12 protein-coding genes and 1 pseudogene are annotated in these 16,245 nt (G+C 57.7%); 3 read left to right on the top strand and 10 right to left on the bottom strand.

The features are described from left to right. Positions 1–17: 17 nt before the first annotated feature. From J2808_RS00065 to J2808_RS00055, 3 genes are all read right to left on the bottom strand, one after another. On the bottom strand, positions 18–155 hold the full coding sequence (locus J2808_RS00065; RefSeq protein WP_309809820.1) for a hypothetical protein: 138 nt from the start codon (positions 153–155) through the stop codon (positions 18–20). Positions 156–371: 216 nt separating this feature from the next. Further along, positions 372–764 (bottom strand): TetR family transcriptional regulator, encoded by a 393-nt coding sequence (locus J2808_RS00060; protein ID WP_309811803.1) that lies wholly within the window; start codon positions 762–764, stop codon positions 372–374. 412 nt (positions 765–1,176) lie between these two features. Next, positions 1,177–2,340: an acyltransferase family protein gene (locus J2808_RS00055; protein ID WP_309809817.1), complete on the bottom strand. Its 1,164-nt coding sequence runs from the start codon at positions 2,338–2,340 to the stop codon at positions 1,177–1,179. 1,050 nt (positions 2,341–3,390) lie between these two features. On the opposite strand from J2808_RS00055, the gene istA reads away from it, so the two are divergent. After that, the gene (istA, locus tag J2808_RS00050; protein ID WP_309809816.1) at positions 3,391–4,953 is read left to right on the top strand and encodes an IS21 family transposase; all 1,563 of its coding nucleotides are present in this window, start codon (positions 3,391–3,393) and stop codon (positions 4,951–4,953) included. Next, a pseudogene (locus tag J2808_RS22335) lies at positions 4,950–5,687 on the top strand (ATP-binding protein); the annotation flags it as partial. The gene istA and the pseudogene J2808_RS22335, both read left to right, overlap by 4 nt. Positions 5,688–6,589: 902 nt before the next feature. On the opposite strand, the gene J2808_RS22220 reads toward J2808_RS22335, so the two are convergent. From J2808_RS22220 to J2808_RS00015, 6 genes are all read right to left on the bottom strand, one after another. Further along, entirely contained in the window at positions 6,590–6,829 is a 240-nt protein-coding gene (locus J2808_RS22220) for a serine O-acetyltransferase (protein WP_397427975.1), read from the bottom strand. 302 nt (positions 6,830–7,131) lie between these two features. Beyond that, positions 7,132–8,415, bottom strand: a complete 1,284-nt coding sequence (locus tag J2808_RS00035) for a lipopolysaccharide biosynthesis protein (protein WP_309809808.1) — start codon at positions 8,413–8,415, stop codon at positions 7,132–7,134. Positions 8,416–8,425: 10 nt separating this feature from the next. Continuing rightward, positions 8,426–9,646 carry a glycosyltransferase gene (locus J2808_RS00030; RefSeq protein WP_309809805.1) on the bottom strand — a complete coding sequence of 407 codons (1,221 nt, stop codon included), beginning with the start codon at positions 9,644–9,646 and terminating at the stop codon, positions 8,426–8,428. Then, positions 9,646–10,461 carry a glycosyltransferase gene (locus tag J2808_RS00025; protein ID WP_309809802.1) on the bottom strand — a complete coding sequence of 272 codons (816 nt, stop codon included), beginning with the start codon at positions 10,459–10,461 and terminating at the stop codon, positions 9,646–9,648. The genes J2808_RS00030 and J2808_RS00025 overlap by 1 nt, the downstream gene beginning before the upstream one ends. After that, on the bottom strand, positions 10,427–11,764 hold the full coding sequence (locus J2808_RS00020; RefSeq protein WP_309809800.1) for a hypothetical protein: 1,338 nt from the start codon (positions 11,762–11,764) through the stop codon (positions 10,427–10,429). The genes J2808_RS00025 and J2808_RS00020 overlap by 35 nt, the downstream gene beginning before the upstream one ends. Further along, positions 11,745–13,250, bottom strand: coding sequence for a tyrosine-protein kinase domain-containing protein (locus J2808_RS00015; RefSeq protein ID WP_309809798.1), 1,506 nt, complete (start codon positions 13,248–13,250; stop codon positions 11,745–11,747). The genes J2808_RS00020 and J2808_RS00015 overlap by 20 nt, the downstream gene beginning before the upstream one ends. A gap of 441 nt (positions 13,251–13,691) precedes the next feature. Here J2808_RS00015 and J2808_RS22215 point away from each other — a divergent pair, with 441 nt between their 5' ends. Further along, a complete protein-coding gene (locus J2808_RS22215) occupies positions 13,692–14,870 on the top strand; it encodes an acyltransferase family protein (protein WP_397427945.1) in 1,179 nt (392 codons plus the stop codon). Between the two features lie 493 nt (positions 14,871–15,363). Here the strand turns inward: J2808_RS22215 and J2808_RS00010 are convergent, their stop codons facing one another. Beyond that, entirely contained in the window at positions 15,364–15,636 is a 273-nt protein-coding gene (locus tag J2808_RS00010) for a hypothetical protein (RefSeq protein WP_309809796.1), read from the bottom strand. Positions 15,637–16,245 lie beyond the last annotated feature (609 nt).

The following is a 16,245-nucleotide window of genomic DNA, read 5'->3' as shown; positions in this document are numbered from 1 at the left end:
CGCTGACGACATGGAGTTCACCCACGATGCTGGGCAGTGCGGTGCTGAGGACCGTTTGGTTTAGCGCCGAAGAGGAGCATCGAGAGCATCAGGCCCACGAACATTAGGATCATGTGCTGTTTTTCCTGAGCGCCGCGGGCAGTTGGGTTGGTCATCAGAGTTTCCTTTGTAAATGGTGGAATAGCGCTAGCGAAGGGCCAGCTCCGCGGGGGTGAGTCCTATGACGGGGTCAGAGTCGGAGGATGTTGCCCTGAACTTGTCGGGCCCGGCGGCGAGCATCACGAGCATCCGTGCGGTCTCCTCCGGGCTGAAGCCTTGAGGGCCGCCGGACCAGGAAGGATCGTGGGCCAGCCAGTGCAGCGATCACCACTTCACAGACCAGTGCTTCGCCTTTGGCCATGTATTCCATCTGGCGGCGGTACAGGTTCGGGTACCGCCGCAGCAGTTCGCGGCGCCGGCGCGTATCTGTGCCCCCCGAGCGCAGACCGGGCTACGGACGCCAGCAGCAGCGTCATCTGGTCGAGAAGGTTGGCTGCACTGGTGGGATTTGCACATTCTGCAGGGTCCAGGACGGGTTCGCGGAGGCCCAGTACGGCGTCCTCCTTGGCGGGAAAGTACTTTAAATATGTCCGCGGCGATACCCCTGCGCCCTCAGTTATGACTTCCACCGTGGCCTGCTCCAGCCCGCGCCGCTGGGCGAGGGACCGCGGCTCATGGACGGCGGTCCAAGTCTCGACCCTATTGCGCTCGCAGAGGGAGGGCATGGATGGTTGGGGCATGCACAACTGCAGTTATTGCACAACTGCAATTTTCCCTGGCGACACCGTTGCCACCAACGCCGGGCCGGTGCTGTCCGCCGGGGATTCGCGCAGAACCACCGCAGGAAGGGTGTTCACGGAATCGATGCCGCACAGGGGTGGATCTGGTGGTGCTAGCGTTCTCGTTCGTGCTCAAGCTCAGACCGCTGCTACGGCAGACTTTACGCTGGAAGGCACTCCGGGGCTGGCAAGGGAACGCGGCTGGCTCTACATCGACGCGCTTGAAGCGCTCGCCAAACTCTCGGACGGCAAGTCACTCAACAACGCTGACGGCTTGACGCCGAAGCGACTGGCAGGTAGGCGCAGCCGACGAGATCAGCGGGTCATCAAGGCTGTCAGTCCGAGGTGGGAGGCCAACTCATCGCCGATCAGCAACTGCTGTCAACGGGCTCGGCACGGTCTCAACTTCCGTGACGGTCCCAGAGTCATGGCGGAAGGCGGGGCTCTGCGACTTCATGAACGGCAACTCGAGGAATCTGTAGCTCAGGGTCGTGAGAATAGCCGTAGCGACAACGGCTAACACTGCCGCAACCGGTCGTGGTAACGGGACCCCGTCGCGGACCAGTAACTCAAACGCGAGCGTATGCCATAAGTAGAGGCTGTAGCTGACGCGACCAAGGAGAGCTAAGGGACTCCAGCTCAGTGCCCTAACTGCGATGCCCTGCGGGGACCGTGTGCCAATCCAAATTAAGTAGAGCGTCGCAGCTACGGAGAGCGGCAGCCCAACCCATCGGAATATCGGGCTCCACTGCACCGGACCAACCAAGACATATGCGGCAACCAGGGCTACGGCGACAAACGCACCCCAATGCGCCAGATTGGGACGCAGCAGACTGGGCCGGCACCCCGAATCAACTAGGACCAGGGCAAGCACGCCGCCGGCGATGATCTCCGGCATCCGCGCCAAAGCGCTGAAATAAAACCATCGTTCATCCTGAAACAAAGAACAGGCGAACAGAGCAACAGCAACGGCCATGCCTACCGAGGAAGTCTTACGAGCGCTGAAGCCAGCCCTCTTAGCCCAGAAGATGGCTAGGGGCCAAAGTAGGTAGAACATCCATTCCACGGATAAGGACCACGTAATTCCAAACGGATTGTCAGGTGCCCCCAAGGCCAGGTAGAAGGATGAGCCCTGAACCAGGGCAACAAGTCCCGGCAGAATAAGTTCGCCTGCTGGTACGGGCGCCCCGTGTATTACGGCGTATAGGATGAATATTCCTACTAACATCCCGGCCAGCGCGGGGTAAAGGCGTGCGCACCTGCGCCGTATAAACCGGAGATACTGGGACCCGATACTCGCCACGTTCCGCGAACGCCACAGCATGGTTGTGATGATGTAACCGCTGAGTACGAAGAAGATGTCGACTCCGAGATAGCCACCACGCGCCAACGACTGTCCTGGCGCGAGCGACTGGGCTAGGGGTGATCCCCAGTGCACCAACAGCACCGCAAGGATCGCAAGCGCACGAACCCCGTCGAGGTAATCAATGCGCTGTCGTTGAATCGAAGCGTGCAAAACCATCCCCCATGTTGTTTTAGATAAACCCGGCACGGCGGCCAGAAAAGATCAGCGCATGAACCCTAAGGCAACAACGAGTCCGGCGATAGTCGCCAAAACGCCAAGCCCAGTGTATGAGAGCATGCGTCCGAACCGGGCAAGCTGCTGACGCTTCAGTTCCCCGCCGTGATCATTTGAGTCGCGCCTCGCTCATGACCGACATACTACATCGGGGAGCCGCGAAGGCCCTCGGATGTGACGCCAGCGGCCACACCCATCACATCTCAGGACCGGTTCGCAACTATGGACCCAAACGCTCTGCAACTATCCGACGGCCCCCTGCGCCGGGATGCAGGGTGGGGAATTCCCAGCCGGAAAGATTAACAACTTCAACATCGTGGGCGACCGCGGACGCTCGAATCCCGCCGTGACGGCGGCGACATCTGCCCGCCTGAGGCAGCGGTTTGAACGCTCCAACCCCGACAATGCCGTTGCTGGGGGAAGCGGTAGCGGCGCGGTCTAAGAACCTCATCGATTCCGGCACGGACGCCGCCCTTACCGGAATCGTGTAGACCAACAGCGAGAACGAGCAGGTCAGGCGCCGTGGCCAGGGCCCATCAACGCGGTCAATGACCAAAGCATCATCGCAACGGCCTGCGAAAACGTAGCCGGAACCCCCAGAACCGTCTACAAGGACAAACCGGTCCCCAGCCGCAATGTGAGGGAAAGCATTGAGGGTCGTCAGGGAACTTGCCTTGCGTGTAGGAGCCGCCTAGCACTTCAAGCAACACATCATTCGTTGGGGCGGCCGTCCGATCAATGGCGAACCAGGTCTTAATCGATTGGAGCGCCGATCACTGGCCCGCACGACGGCGGCAGCATCCGCATCCCGGACCTGAATAACCGTGACTGAATATTGGCGCTGTTGGGGTCCATCTGTCGTGTGTTTGGGGGCCGGTGGGCAGAGCGTGCAGTAGCGGTCTGGGGTGCCGGTAGCGGCGTGTTTGGGGGCGGCCCCGGCTTAGGCTCCTTCCGTCGTGTGTATAGGGCGCACGGCGGAAGGAGTAATCATCAATGGTACGGAAGATCAGAGCGAAGCTCGTGTTGCAGTTGCGCGCCGAGGGCATGTCCGGTCGGGCGATCGCGGCATCGCAGGGAATGTCCCGGAAGAGCATCACGGCGGTGCTGGAGGCTGCCGATGCGGCCGGTGTGGTTTGGGATGATATCGCCTACAGCACGGACCGCGAGGTGTGTGTCCGGTTGTTCCCGGGCCGCGGTGAGCATCAAAGCGTGTTCGCGCAGCCGGACTGGGACCAGGTCCACCGGGAGATGGCTCGGGTGGGGGTGACGCTGAAGCTGCTCCATGGCGAGTACGCCGATTCATGCGCCGCTGCCGGTGAGCCGATGATGGGTTATGACCGGTTCTGCAGGACCTACCAGCGGCATGTGCTGGTAACCGGTGCGGCGTCGCGGGTCGGGCACAAGGCCGGGCAGACGGTGGAGGTCGACTGGTCGGGACCGACGATGCAGTTGGCCGATCCGGTCACGGGCAAGCCCAGGACGGTGTATCTGTTTGTGGGTTGCCTGCCTTTCAGTCGGTATGCGTTCGTCGAACCCGCCCTGGACATGAAGCAGGACACCTGGTTGCGCGCCCATGTGGCGATGTTCGAGGCCTTCACCGGCTCGGTGCCGCGGATCGTGCCGGACAATCTGAAGACCGGTGTCATCAAGCATCCCCGCGAGGGCGAGATCGTGCTCAATGACGCTTACCGCGAGATGGCGGCGCACTACTCGGCGGCGGTGCTGCCCGGACGTGTCAGAGCACCGAAGGATAAGGCCAGCGTGGAAAACACGGTCGCCCATGTCGCTACCTGGGTCATCGCCGGGCTGCGCCAGCGACAATTCACCTCGTTGCCGGAGCTCAGGGCCGCCATCATCGAGCGGGTGGCGGCCTACAACGCCGAGCCGTTCCAGAAGCGGCCCGAGTCCAGGGCCGGCGTGTTCGCAGCCGAGGAGCAGCCGCTGCTGACGGGGTTGCCGGCGACGGCCTACGAGATCAGCAGGTGGGTCTACGGAAGCCGGGTGGGCCGGAACGGGCACGTGGTCTGGGAAAGGAACTACTACTCGGTGCCCTTTGCCAATATCGGCACCAAGGTGGACCTGCGGATCACCGACCGGGTGATCCAGGCCTACCAAGGGACCGAACGGCTGACCAGCCACCTGCTGCTGCCCGAGGGCGCGGCCAACGAGTACCGCACCAACGACGCCGCCCTGCCCGCCGGCGAGAAGTACCGGCAGTGGGACCCGGCCCGCGTGCGGGAGTGGGCCGGACGGATCGGCCCGGCGGCGGTGACCGTGGTCAACCGGATCTTCGAGTCCGTCCCGGTCGACGAGCAGGGCTTGGACGCGGCACTGGCCGTGTTGCGGCTCTCCCGGCGTTATTCGGCTGAACGGGTCGAGGCGGCCTGCCGGCTTGCCTTGGCAGGCCGCGTCCGGTCCCCGCGGTATGCGCATCTGCAGCCGATCCTCGCCACAGAGCAGGACAAAGCTGGCGGGCTCAGGCCACCACGGGATGAACCGGCCGAACACGGCGGATACGTGCGCGGCGCCGAATACTACGCAGGTGGTGCCAAGTGAGCGGGATCGATATCGAAACCAAGCGCAAGCTCCGTGAGATGGGTGCCGCCCCGATGCTGGAGGCGCTCGAGGCTCAGGACGAGACGCTCGTGCTCGGCATGGCCTTCGAGGAACGGCTGCGGCTGGTCGTCGACGAGGCCCACTCCGGGTTCAACCACGCCAAGGTCGAGGGACTGATCCGGCGGGCCGGGCTACGCTACCCGGCGCGGATCTGCGCCGGCTCGACCTCGTGGACGAGCGTGGTCTGGACCGGAACGTGATCGCCCAGCTCGGCACGTGTTCGTTCATCGAACGGCAGCAGAACGTCGTGTTTCAGGGATTCACCGGATCCGGGAAGTCCTACCTGGGGTGCGCTCTGGCCAAGCAGGCCTGCCAGCACCGGATCCGGGCCCACTACGTGCGGATGCCCGACCTTGAGGAAGCCTGGGCGCTGGCGAAGGACAAGCCACAGGGACAAACCAAATTCCTGAACAAGTACGCGGCCTTCACCCTCCTCGTGATCGACGAATGGCTTCTCGACCACCCCGATGAGGGCATGCGCAGCATGCTGCTGGAACTGCTGGAGCGCCGGTACGCCACAGCATCGACCGTGTTCTGCACCCAGTACGCCAAGAAAGACTGGCATCAGCGGCTCGGCTCCGGGGGTCCCCGCCGATGCGATCATGGACCGCATCCTTCACAACACCATCTGGGTCGATACCGGCAACCACAACATGCGGGAACACGCCACCATGAAGCACTGCGAAAACGTCGGTGGGAGCCGGCGGCCCCACAACCTTTGGAAGCCACTGGCCCTCACCGGCAATATCAATGGCCCCGAAAGGCAATATCAAGTGGCTTCCAAACCTTCAAACACTCAGTGACAGCTGCCGCGGCGACAACGGCTATGCCAGTAGCCGCAAACATCATTATTGATTTCCCTATTACCTGATTCTACCGAGCTGCTGGATCGCGGCTGCGGCCGGCATGGCGTTGGCGGTGTGCCCACCCTCGGCCGGATACCTTCCGTCCGGAAGCATCAAGTCTTTCCGATCCGCCGGTCCGACCGGCAGCCTTCAGGATGCCTGGCACGTCAAGGAACAACTCCACACCCTGTTCCCACCAGGTCCCCCGATGCCGCAGCCGCCGCGAAAACAGCACTACCCGGCACTGTGGGACGCGCTGCGATGCCCGAGACCAACAGGCTCTACCGGACCGTGTGCCGGTGGTGGGCCGCGGTAGGAGTTCTCATTATCCCGGAGCAAACAATGGTCGGGACAGAAGCCAACAAACCAGCAATAAGCACACCAAGCGCATCACCGCCCGCGGCTACCGCAACCCACGCAATTACAAATCAGGTATTCTCTTGAGAAGTGCAGCCCGGATGGCAGCATGAGCAATCATCTCAGCCGACCATTCCCCGGGAACCTTGAAGTCACCCGTCGGGATCCGCTCAGGATTCAGGTGGACTACTAAGGCGACCGACTCAATGCCGCACGACGCCGTGGACCAGGTGACCATTCCGCCCCGGTCGTGCTCAGGCTGCAGACCGTGCCGAACGCCCGCCCGCCCGAAGTCGAATTTCCTCCAAACCAGCGCCCTCGCTCGCCCTATCTACTGAGACCTGTGGGTTCAACATCCAAGTGCACTTTGAGTTCTATAGTTGCTCTGCGCGCCTTACTTCCGTTGCTGGTGTCCCCACAGCGGTTACGTTGGAAGGAAGATTAGACAGCACGAGAGAATGTGCGCCTATACGGACATTACTGCCCACCGTTATGCCACCAAGAATGGTCGCCCCCGTGCCAATCATGCAGTCGTCACCTACGACCGGATATCGCTGGCCAGCCTGGGCAGCATCGGGTCGTAACTCACCGAGAGTTACGTTGCGAAGCACCATGCATCGAGCCCCGATCTCGCTACCGCCACCTATCACTACTCCAAGCGGGTGTTTGACCACCAAACCCGGCCCAATGCTGCATCCGTGGCCGATCTCCCCGCCCGTAATTCGAAGATTTACCAAATGAACCAGGCGTGCCATCAGGAACAAATTCTGACGTTCCAAGGCAATCTGAATCCGCAAAAAAAGAACAAATAAGAGTCCGGGCTCGGAAAGGACCTTGCCTACCAGTCGCAGTCCGGACAAACGGCCGGAGCCGCGGACAAACTGATCTATATCCGCTCTGAAGTCCTGCTTAGCATTCATAATCTAAGGGTCTTTCTAGTTCGATATGAAACAAAGATAAGCATAAGTGCACTTTGCGCCAAAGTCACTAAGGGGAAACCTTCGATTATGTTCGGAGGCAGCATGTAAAGCACAGTAACAGTAGCAATGGCGGCAATGGCATAGAAGATCGAATAACCAAAATGAATATTTTGCGCCAATAGCTGAACGGCTATCAGCGTCCAGATCGATTCGATCAGCACTTGGCAGATCATTATGAGCAACAACGACTGAGACGGTTCTATCCGCCCAAGAGTCCAAATCGAAACAAGCCACTGCCCGCATAGCGCAAGAACTACGGATGACGCCAGAAGAACCGCCGAAGTAGCGAAGAAAACACGTCGAAGAAAAGACTGAGCTTCTAGGGCCCGGCTCAAAGCGTAGCGTTGCGTCATGTGCGGCAGGATCCCATTCGAGACCACGTTGCTTAGCTGCCGGAGCGTACTAACGATCGTGCGCGTTGTGGAGTAAACCGCCACGGCGGCGGGCCCCAGGGACGCGTTAACCGCCAAGACAACACCTTGATTGAGCACAGCATTACCAATAGGAAGAGCTGCAGACCCTATGGTCGGTTTCATCATACCTTCCATGCCTGAGCGTGTAGGCCTCAAGGGGGAAAAGCTCGCCCACGTCGCCCGCATTCGCGTTCTGCGGTACAGTTGCGCCACGCCGATCATTCGTGAAATCAACATTCCCGAAACTGCAAAAATCACTGAGTCTGTCAAGTAGAGCAAAGCCACTCCACATGCAAAGTCAGAAATTCGCATGAAAGCCAACCGCATCCACGCATCAGCGTAAGCATTTGAGGCGCGCATGGCTCCTTCGAGTGCGGAAGACAGAATAAACAATAACGAATAAACTGTATATTGAGAAAGAACCGCCGCTGCCTCAATTCGATTGAAAGGTTCAAGCTCAATTACGAAAAAAGCAAGAATAGAAAAAACGGCAACGAGAATCATCGATGTCAAGAAAAAGACAATATACAAAACCATGCGAAAGACTTGTGTAGCTTCAGGTTGTTTTCCCGCCGCAATCAGACGCGTTAGTCGAGTTGACAAGGCGCTCAATAGGCCAAAGTCAGCAAGAGTCAAGGCGCTAGGAACTGCGATTAGGACTAGGTAGGCGCCGTATTCCTCAGCCGTCAAGACATTAAGGTATGTAGGCACTTGAAGCAGCTGGACACCCATGACGGAAAATAATGTAAAGCCCTGTCCGATCAGGCCACGGCCCGGACCGCTGCGAAAAAAATGACCCAGGCCCATCAAAAAGACCTTACTTCTGGGCAGCCGCGTATGCATTAGCTACGCTAGAGGAGTATTCGAGCTCATTGAGACGGCTACGAGCGTATGTCTTAGTCCGAAGTGAGCGCTCGGCCCTTTCTTCGACGCCCAGAGCAAGATACTCCGCAATTGCGCTCTCTATCCCCATAGAGTCGCCCACGGATACAATGCGGCCGTCGATGCCATCCCTGACGATAGAGCCAGCATTCTTCGTGGTAATTACATAACAACCAGCACAAAGCGCCTCGGCGACTACACGCGCGGAGCCCTCCGCCCGTGTGGGAAAAACGAACATTGCGCTTGAAGCCATAGCGCTCGCCAATCCGTGTCGGTTTGCACGCGGGGTGTGACCTATGTACCCTCCAATTTCCGTCTCCAGATGCCTCGAGTCGGGCTCCCAGTTGCCCATAAAGAGCCAGGGAAGATGAGAGCCACTCGTAACTTTTGCCGCCGCGATAGCGACATCAGTCCCTTTGCGGCGCTCCAGTGTGCCGGCAAAGAGAACGCGAGGATTTGACCAGCGAGTGAAATGCTGCGCTAAGTCCAACTGTTGAAGGAAAAGCGGGTCCACGCCGGTATAAGCGACAGATATCCTGGCGGCATCAATACCCACGGCGATGCAGGTCTCTGCCACGAAGTCACTGTTCACTAACAAGTGATCCGCCTGCTCCATATCAGCCTCAACTCGACGCCATAATTGAGACAAATTTTGAGCTGTCTCACCAGTCCCGGCGATCAAGCCCTGAAGTACACGAGGATGGACAATGCTGTGGTCGCATATCGCAACCGCACCATTCCTCTTTGCGACGGCGACGCTAGGCCCACCCATGCCAGCCCTGTAATGGTATATATCGGCCGAACTTGACCTCAATGAATGGCTTGCAAACTTCTGGTACGAACTTAGGGCCAGACCCGTAGAAAGTTCTGATAATTCGCTAAAACCGTGGTGACGAGTGTATTGGGCCAACTGGTGAGGACCCTCACCGAACCAAAATGATCTGATTTTTTTGTCAGGCACATCAATCTTGCGAGCGCCCAGTCTCCCAATTGCTGGAACCTGTGACTTCGCAAGCGCCGCGGAAAAGCCGCCTTTTGGATAGGCCCCGGTGAGGAAGACCTCCAGGCTGCCTGCGGCCTCCAGATTCTCGGCCAAACGCGCCAAATGGAACTGACCAAATCCGTTGTTAATAGCCACTTTGTACGAAGTTGACACTAGAAATCCTTTTGCAATCTGCTGAGACCTGGAAATGATGGTTTGCTGGTCATTCCTGCGCGGATCGATCTAGCGCGCTTATAGCAACGAGTAATAGGCGATAAGATCTGTCCAACCCAATAAGTTGCGCGACCAGAATGATGTTTAGTCAACTCCTGTCGCTTGGCCTTAAGTTGTGAGGCAAATCGTCCGCTAACAGTAATCGAGTTTTCCTGCAGCCGAAAAAAGCCTAAACAGTCCGGTACATTGGTGAACGACAGATTTGAAGCTGCGGCATCAAACAAAAATTCAGTGTCCCAGTTCACTCGGTTTCGTACATTGAAGACTAAGTCGGTTCCAAGCGCAGCACGTTTGAATGAAGTGGCCTGTTGAAGAACAGTACCCACTGATAAGGCATAGCGAAAGGGGCTAAATCCGTCACTGATGACATGCTTGACAGGGTTACCCAAATGATCGATTGTCCAACCATTGCCTATAATTACATCAAATACTGCATTTTGCCTATGAAGCTCATCAATACGTTGCAAAGCACCCGGCGGAAGCTCATCATCCGCATTTAGATAAATGAATATCTCACCCCGACAGTGAGCCAAGCCGTTATTCAAGCCGTCGGCCGGGCCTGAATCAGCCTCAAAGACTAACCTCCTTTTTGAATTCAAGTTGGCAGCTAGCCATTCTCTCGATCCATCAGAGGAGCCAGGATCGACGATGATGTGCTCATAGTCATCGTAGTCCTGTGATTCGATACTTTCCACGCAGAGAGGCAGAAAATCAATCTGATTATAGCTTATTGTTACAATGGAAATTCGTGGCACGCTTCTCTATTCCTTTTGTGCGATAAATCAATGTAATGACAGTGACAACCGAAAGGGCAAGCCACATTCTCCGTTCCGCACCAAACGGGCTGAACATAAGGTCCCAGATGCCCGAAGTGCACAGCAAGGCGACAAGCGCCGGCGCGTGGCATTCTCGATAGAGCACGCTGACTAAACCTTTTATGAATACTCCCAGTACGGCGAGCCAGAACGGCAAGGCAAGGACGCCGTTTTCGGCCCAACTTCCTAGCAGGGTCGAGTGGTACGCGGGAACGTCCAACAGCATCCTTGACGCGACGCTCGTATAACCCCAGGCGTTGTAAAGGGACGCCGCGTTCTGCACAGTATCGGGCGACGCCAGGGAAAACGACCCACCCCCTAGCAAGGGCTGCTTGAGGATCGTTCCAATCGACAGAAAAAACTCACTCCGACTGCTGAGTAATGACCCATAGTCACCACCAGCTTGAAACATTGCTTTCTGTTGCGCAATCCCACCGAACGTTCCAGCTATGGCTAAACGATCATAGAGGTCTATGAGAAAAATCCCCGCAGAAGATCCGCCAAAACCTATGACTAGCGGTCGCCATCTCCCAAAACGTCCGTGCTCGGGGGAGATTTCAGTTCGAGCCCGCACCAGTAGTATAAATCCAGTCAATAGAGATACAACGGCCATGCTGCGGAAGCCTAGTGCAAAATGAATTCCCGTCATTGTAAACAGAGCCGGCGCACCCCATCGGAGCCGGGAATCGTTGGATCCCAGCCACAAGGCCACCGCTATTGTTACCGGAACCCCAAATTCAAACTTCCAAGGGAGCGCCCGCGCAAAAGTGGATGGTTGAAATATGAAAGACAATACTGAAGCAGCTATGAGGCCAATCCATGCGGTAAAAATTAGCTTCATTCGGCCATTGATTAGGAGGTATAGAGCAATGAGATCAATGGCTAAGAAAACTATACGTGCAATGCCTCTAATCGTTTGCAGTGCATCAGAACCAAGCGCAATGTCCGAAGCAATCGTCCCAACAAGCCATACAAGAAGCGTCCACAACGTCCATGCGGGAACACGAATCGGGACAAGTTGAGAACTAGCTATCCGATGAAACACGTATATGGACAAGACCAGCTCGGCGATATAGACCTGTCCAGCTAAACCGATGAAGACGAATGACGAGGTGGTGACGAATACAAGAAACGCGGACTCAATGCTCTTGCTCTGTAGCCCACTGGATCCTGCACGAACAGACCTGCGAGGTTGCCTTCTAAGTTTAGGGTCCACCGACCCTTTAGTGATCTCTGGCGTCATTTCGCGAGAACCTTCGTGCCGGCTTTGACCTGCTGGGGATCAGCTCGCTGTCCGAAACGTGAGCATCATCGTTGAGAGTCATCTCGTGGTAAGAGTCAAAGGGTGCGTTTTCCGAAGCTCCACGACCTCTCGAAGCAGAGGTGTAGTTGTAGTAGCTATACGAGTTGGCGTCCGGACCTTTGAGCGGAAGGCGGTTTAGGACTACGCCCAAAACATTGGCATCCACCATGCTCAACGCATCGAGGGATCGCGCCAGGTCGTTCTGTTTAACTGTATGGGAACCGACAATCAGAACGACGCCTCCGACGTGCTGCGAGAGAACGGCTGCGTCCGTTACGGGCAGCAGGGGCGGCGCGTCGATAATTACCATGTCGAACAAGTCCTCCAACCTAACTACGAGACTCCTCATCTCGTCGGACCCCAACAATTCGCTTGGATTGGGCGGGATCAGGCCGGACGTCAAGACGTAAAGTCGGTTGTCACCCCACGGCTGCAACAGTTCGCTTACATCCGCGGCACCAACAAGGGCGGTCGTCAGTCCTGCACTTCTGTCGAGACCAAGATACTCATTCACCATTGGGCGACGGAGGTCGGCGTCAACGAGGCACACAGATTGACCAGCTTGAGCCAGCGAAATCGCTAAGTTGGTCGCCGTGGTGCTCTTGCCTTCGCCGGGCAGTGACGAAGTTACCAGGACAGTTCTAGCCTGGCCAGCTACATTGGCGAATTGGAGATTAGTCCGCAACTGTCGAAAGGACTCCGCCCGTGGGCTCTGCGGCGCCGTCTGCGTGAGAAGGGGCTTCTTACTCGCGTCTTGATCGAACGCGATACCTCCAAGGATTGCGGCGCTCGTAACTCGGCGCACGTCGACCTCGCCCCTTATAGCCGTGTCCAGAGTGGCCCGCAATACGGCAAGTCCTACGCCAGCAACTATGCCGACGAGAATCCCAACGACCAAATTCAGTCTGGTATTCGGAGACGTAGGCGCGGGCGGCGCGATAGCTGGCTTTATTACTGAAAGACTGACGGGTGACACGCCGCCGCTTGTTGGCTTTTCGAGCGTGTCAACAGTCCGAATTAAGCTGTTGGCCACAGCCTGAGCTATCGCGGCTGCTTGAACCGGTGATTCGTTATCAACCGAAATATTTATTAGGACCGTGTTGAGATCCGTCGTTGCCCCGACATCCTGGGCAAGGTCTTGCGCCGTAACCTCGAGGCCTAGCGTGTCAATCACAGGCTGAAGCACTGCGGGCGACTGGACCGTCTTCACGTAAGACTGAACACGAGCCTGACTGAACGAATTCCCTTGCTGCAATTCAGAGACACTGCCGGAACCTTGAATTGCTACAAACAGTTGTGTTTCCGCGGTGTAGATGGGTCGGGCGAGAAGCGTCGTTCCTCCGCCAATGGTTAGTCCAGCAAGCGTTACCGCTGTGATTAGGATCCAACTGCGGCGCAGGATACGAAAGTAGTCGCGTAATTGCAAGCGAGGATCCCCCTGAGTTAATGACTGGAGACAGCCGCTGGTCTGACACCAGAACGGCCACGTCCGTGCGGTCTTGGGTAATTGTACCCGTCGCATGTTTCGAGATTGACCACCTCGCCAACGACGAGAGTTGCCTATGGGCGGGCTGTCCTGGCGACGAACGAGCTCGTGAGCCCGTGAGCACCGGCGTCAGTCGCTCCGCGCCACTCAAGGTATTATCGCCTAGGCCGTTAGACGACCACACCGAACATCCGTTTGGGCTCATCGCGCGGACAAGTACCGCCGGCATTCAGTGCCGTGACGTATGGTTCGATTGCTATCTCGATTGATTCAGGGTACTGGGCGCCCTAAGGCCTCGCGGTTGATGCAATCGCACGCACAGTCAATACCAAACTTCAAGCTCGACCAAGTACTCTGTCACGACCCGGGGGATTAGCGCAGGTGAATACGAATTTGTCACTCAATGCCATGCGAACAGTGGCGGCCTTTTTAGTTGTTATAAGTCACTTAAGGACACTATTTTTCGTAGATTTTGGAATTTCGGAATCAACATCAGTGCCGGTCCAGATTTTCTATCTTATAAGCTCAATGGGCCACCCAGCCGTCATTGTTTTCTTTGTTCTCAGCGGGTATTGGGTCGGCGGATCTGTTTTACGGCAAGTCGGAAATGGAACCTTTAGCTGGTCGGCATATTGCATTTCCCGAATGACGCGACTCTGGCTTGTTTTAATTCCGGTTATCGCCCTCACCCAACTACTTGACAGGATAGGAGCTTGGGCCAGTCCGACGAGTAGCATCTATAGCGGATCGGCGGCTTACCACAGCGTCATTCCGGCGGCAGGGCCGCTTCCGACCTTAGGAACACTAGAAACTTTGGGGAATCTGTTCTTTCTCCAGTCCATTTATACGGCCACACTGGGGACTAATTCGCCACTCTGGTCTCTTGCGTACGAATTCTGGTACTACGCGATTTTTCCCGCACTAATCATTACGTTTTCTCGATACTTTAGCGTGAAGAAAAGGGTATACTGCCTTCTCTTCACGATCGGAGGATGTGCCTTGGCTGGTCCCAGTGTCTTAGCAATGTTTCCGGCTTGGATCGTAGGTGCAATAGTTGCTTGGCGGCGTGACCAAATCGCCTCATGGCTGAACGCAACACAACCGTTGCTTCTTGCTTGCCTGCGATTCTCGTCCGTAGCCGCAGTGGGCGTCGTCGCGTCCGCTGTCATATTGTTGGGTGACGGCAGCACCGGACTGCTGCTGTTCGTAGTACTTCCGAGCGCTATCATGCTGGGGCTACACACAACGGACGTGGCTCAGGGGCGCCAAGCTATCCGACCGCTATCTTGGGCAGCGGAATGGTCATACACCTTGTACGCGATCCACGTCCCGATTATCGCGCTCCTAGCGTCCCTGCTTGTCCCCGTCCCTACCGCTCGTTGGCAAGTCAGTCCAACATCAATTCTTGCGGCCTTGGCGATCGTTTTGTGTGTCTCGGCGGTTGCTTTCACTATGTCGTTGGTCACTGAACGAAATACGACGCGCGTTCGTCGAAGAATTGGAAACGTTCTTAGTCGGGAGCCAAGGCACAAAGGGACCAGAACGCTTACGAGCCGCTAATGAGGAAGGGCTTGCCACTCCAGCGAGTCATTCCCCAAGCGAGTTGGTCCTGGGAATGAACGGATGTGTGATACGCCCTGTGTGGCAGAATTTCGTGGGCGGGTCATGGCAGGCAGTTGCCTAAACCAACGCCCAGCTCGCCCGCGCGCCCTTGTGCTCGGGCCAGGCGACGTCATGGTTGCCGCTACAAGCTTGTGGGCAGCGCCTCGTCGGGTCATGACTGTAGAGTTAATAAGGACTTTGCAAGTGGGCGTGGTTGGGCGGTCTGAGGATGCCGCCGCGGCGCTGCGACGTATTTCGGTGCCGCGTGAAAAGAGGTCAGGGCCTCTTAGAATTGGTAGCGACCAAGCAAGCCAATACCTAAAAAGAGACCCTGACATGAATAGCTCTATGTCTTGTTCCGATGGCCACTGGTGCACGCGTGCGGATGCGTTGCTCGGTGTCGGGGGTCGGGGGCATCCATGTCAGGTCCGTCATGGCAACCGGGGCCGGCTTAGTTGTGCGCGTGGAGACCGAAGGAGATGTCAACGGTTGTCCGCGCTGCGGCGTCGTCGCCGTAGGCGGTCGTCGGCGGCGGATCGGCTCCATGGCATTCCCTGTTTCGGCAGCCGGTGCGGTTGCTGTGGATCGAGCGCGTCTGGCGCTGCCCGGACCCGGGCTGCCCGAGAACGACGTTCACCGAGGAACGTCCCATGGCGGGCGCTCGGACGAAACTCATGACCAGGGCCGCCAGGCGGGCGACCGATGCGCTCCAGCGTTTCAGCACGTCGGTCTCGGCCTTGGCTCATCAGCTCGGCGTCTCCTGGCCCACCGTGGAACACGGTGCAGGTGAAAGCATCCCGGCGGATCGCAGCGATGGACGGCTCGAGGGGTGGATGCGCTCGGCGTTGATGAGCATGTCTGGTCCCACACCGGCCAGTAGCCGTTGGATCCCATCCCGGTCGTAGTAGTCCCGCGGGAGCCGACCCGGGCCGCGAATCCGGTCACAGGCGGAACCGGTGGCAGCCCCAGCATCGCCGCTTTATCCTGGCGGATCAACTCAGCGGGCCGGGCACCGGTCCGGCGGCCCAATCGGGCATTGGCCAGCGGCAGCCACGGCGTGAGCTGGGTATTGAAATCCGCTGGTGAGGTGAAGGTCCGGCCCGGCAGGAATGAGGTCTCTAGGAACTGGTTCGCCCCTCCACCACGCCCGTGCTCTCCGAGTCGTAAGGTTTGACCTGCACGATCCTGGTCGCGAGGACCCCGGCGAATGCAGCGACTCCGGCGGCGTAGCTGTTCCGTGTTAGCGGCCATGAAAAACTGCCCATAGGCGGCCACGAAATTGCCCGCTGACGGCCAGTAGAACTGCCCGCCGGTGGCCATGAGATCTGCCCAC

It is taken from the genome of Pseudarthrobacter sulfonivorans (genome assembly GCF_031454915.1).
Classification (GTDB): domain Bacteria; phylum Actinomycetota; class Actinomycetes; order Actinomycetales; family Micrococcaceae; genus Arthrobacter; species Arthrobacter sulfonivorans_C.
This window is presented reverse-complemented; position numbering and strand designations above follow the sequence as displayed.

What these genes read in the sequence shown, in the direction of transcription:
- J2808_RS00060 (WP_309811803.1), bottom strand. Translation starts at nt 764, where the DNA reads ATGCCCTCCCTCTGCGAGCGCAATAGGGTCGAGACTTGGACCGCCGTC.
- J2808_RS00055 (WP_309809817.1), bottom strand. Translation starts at nt 2,340, where the DNA reads ATGGTTTTGCACGCTTCGATTCAACGACAGCGCATTGATTACCTCGAC.
- J2808_RS22220 (WP_397427975.1), bottom strand. Translation starts at nt 6,829, where the DNA reads ATGGTGCTTCGCAACGTAACTCTCGGTGAGTTACGACCCGATGCTGCC.
- istA (WP_309809816.1), top strand. Translation starts at nt 3,391, where the DNA reads ATGGTACGGAAGATCAGAGCGAAGCTCGTGTTGCAGTTGCGCGCCGAG.
- J2808_RS00035 (WP_309809808.1), bottom strand. Translation starts at nt 8,415, where the DNA reads ATGGGCCTGGGTCATTTTTTTCGCAGCGGTCCGGGCCGTGGCCTGATC.
- J2808_RS00020 (WP_309809800.1), bottom strand. Translation starts at nt 11,764, where the DNA reads ATGACGCCAGAGATCACTAAAGGGTCGGTGGACCCTAAACTTAGAAGG.
- J2808_RS00065 (WP_309809820.1), bottom strand. Translation starts at nt 155, where the DNA reads ATGACCAACCCAACTGCCCGCGGCGCTCAGGAAAAACAGCACATGATC.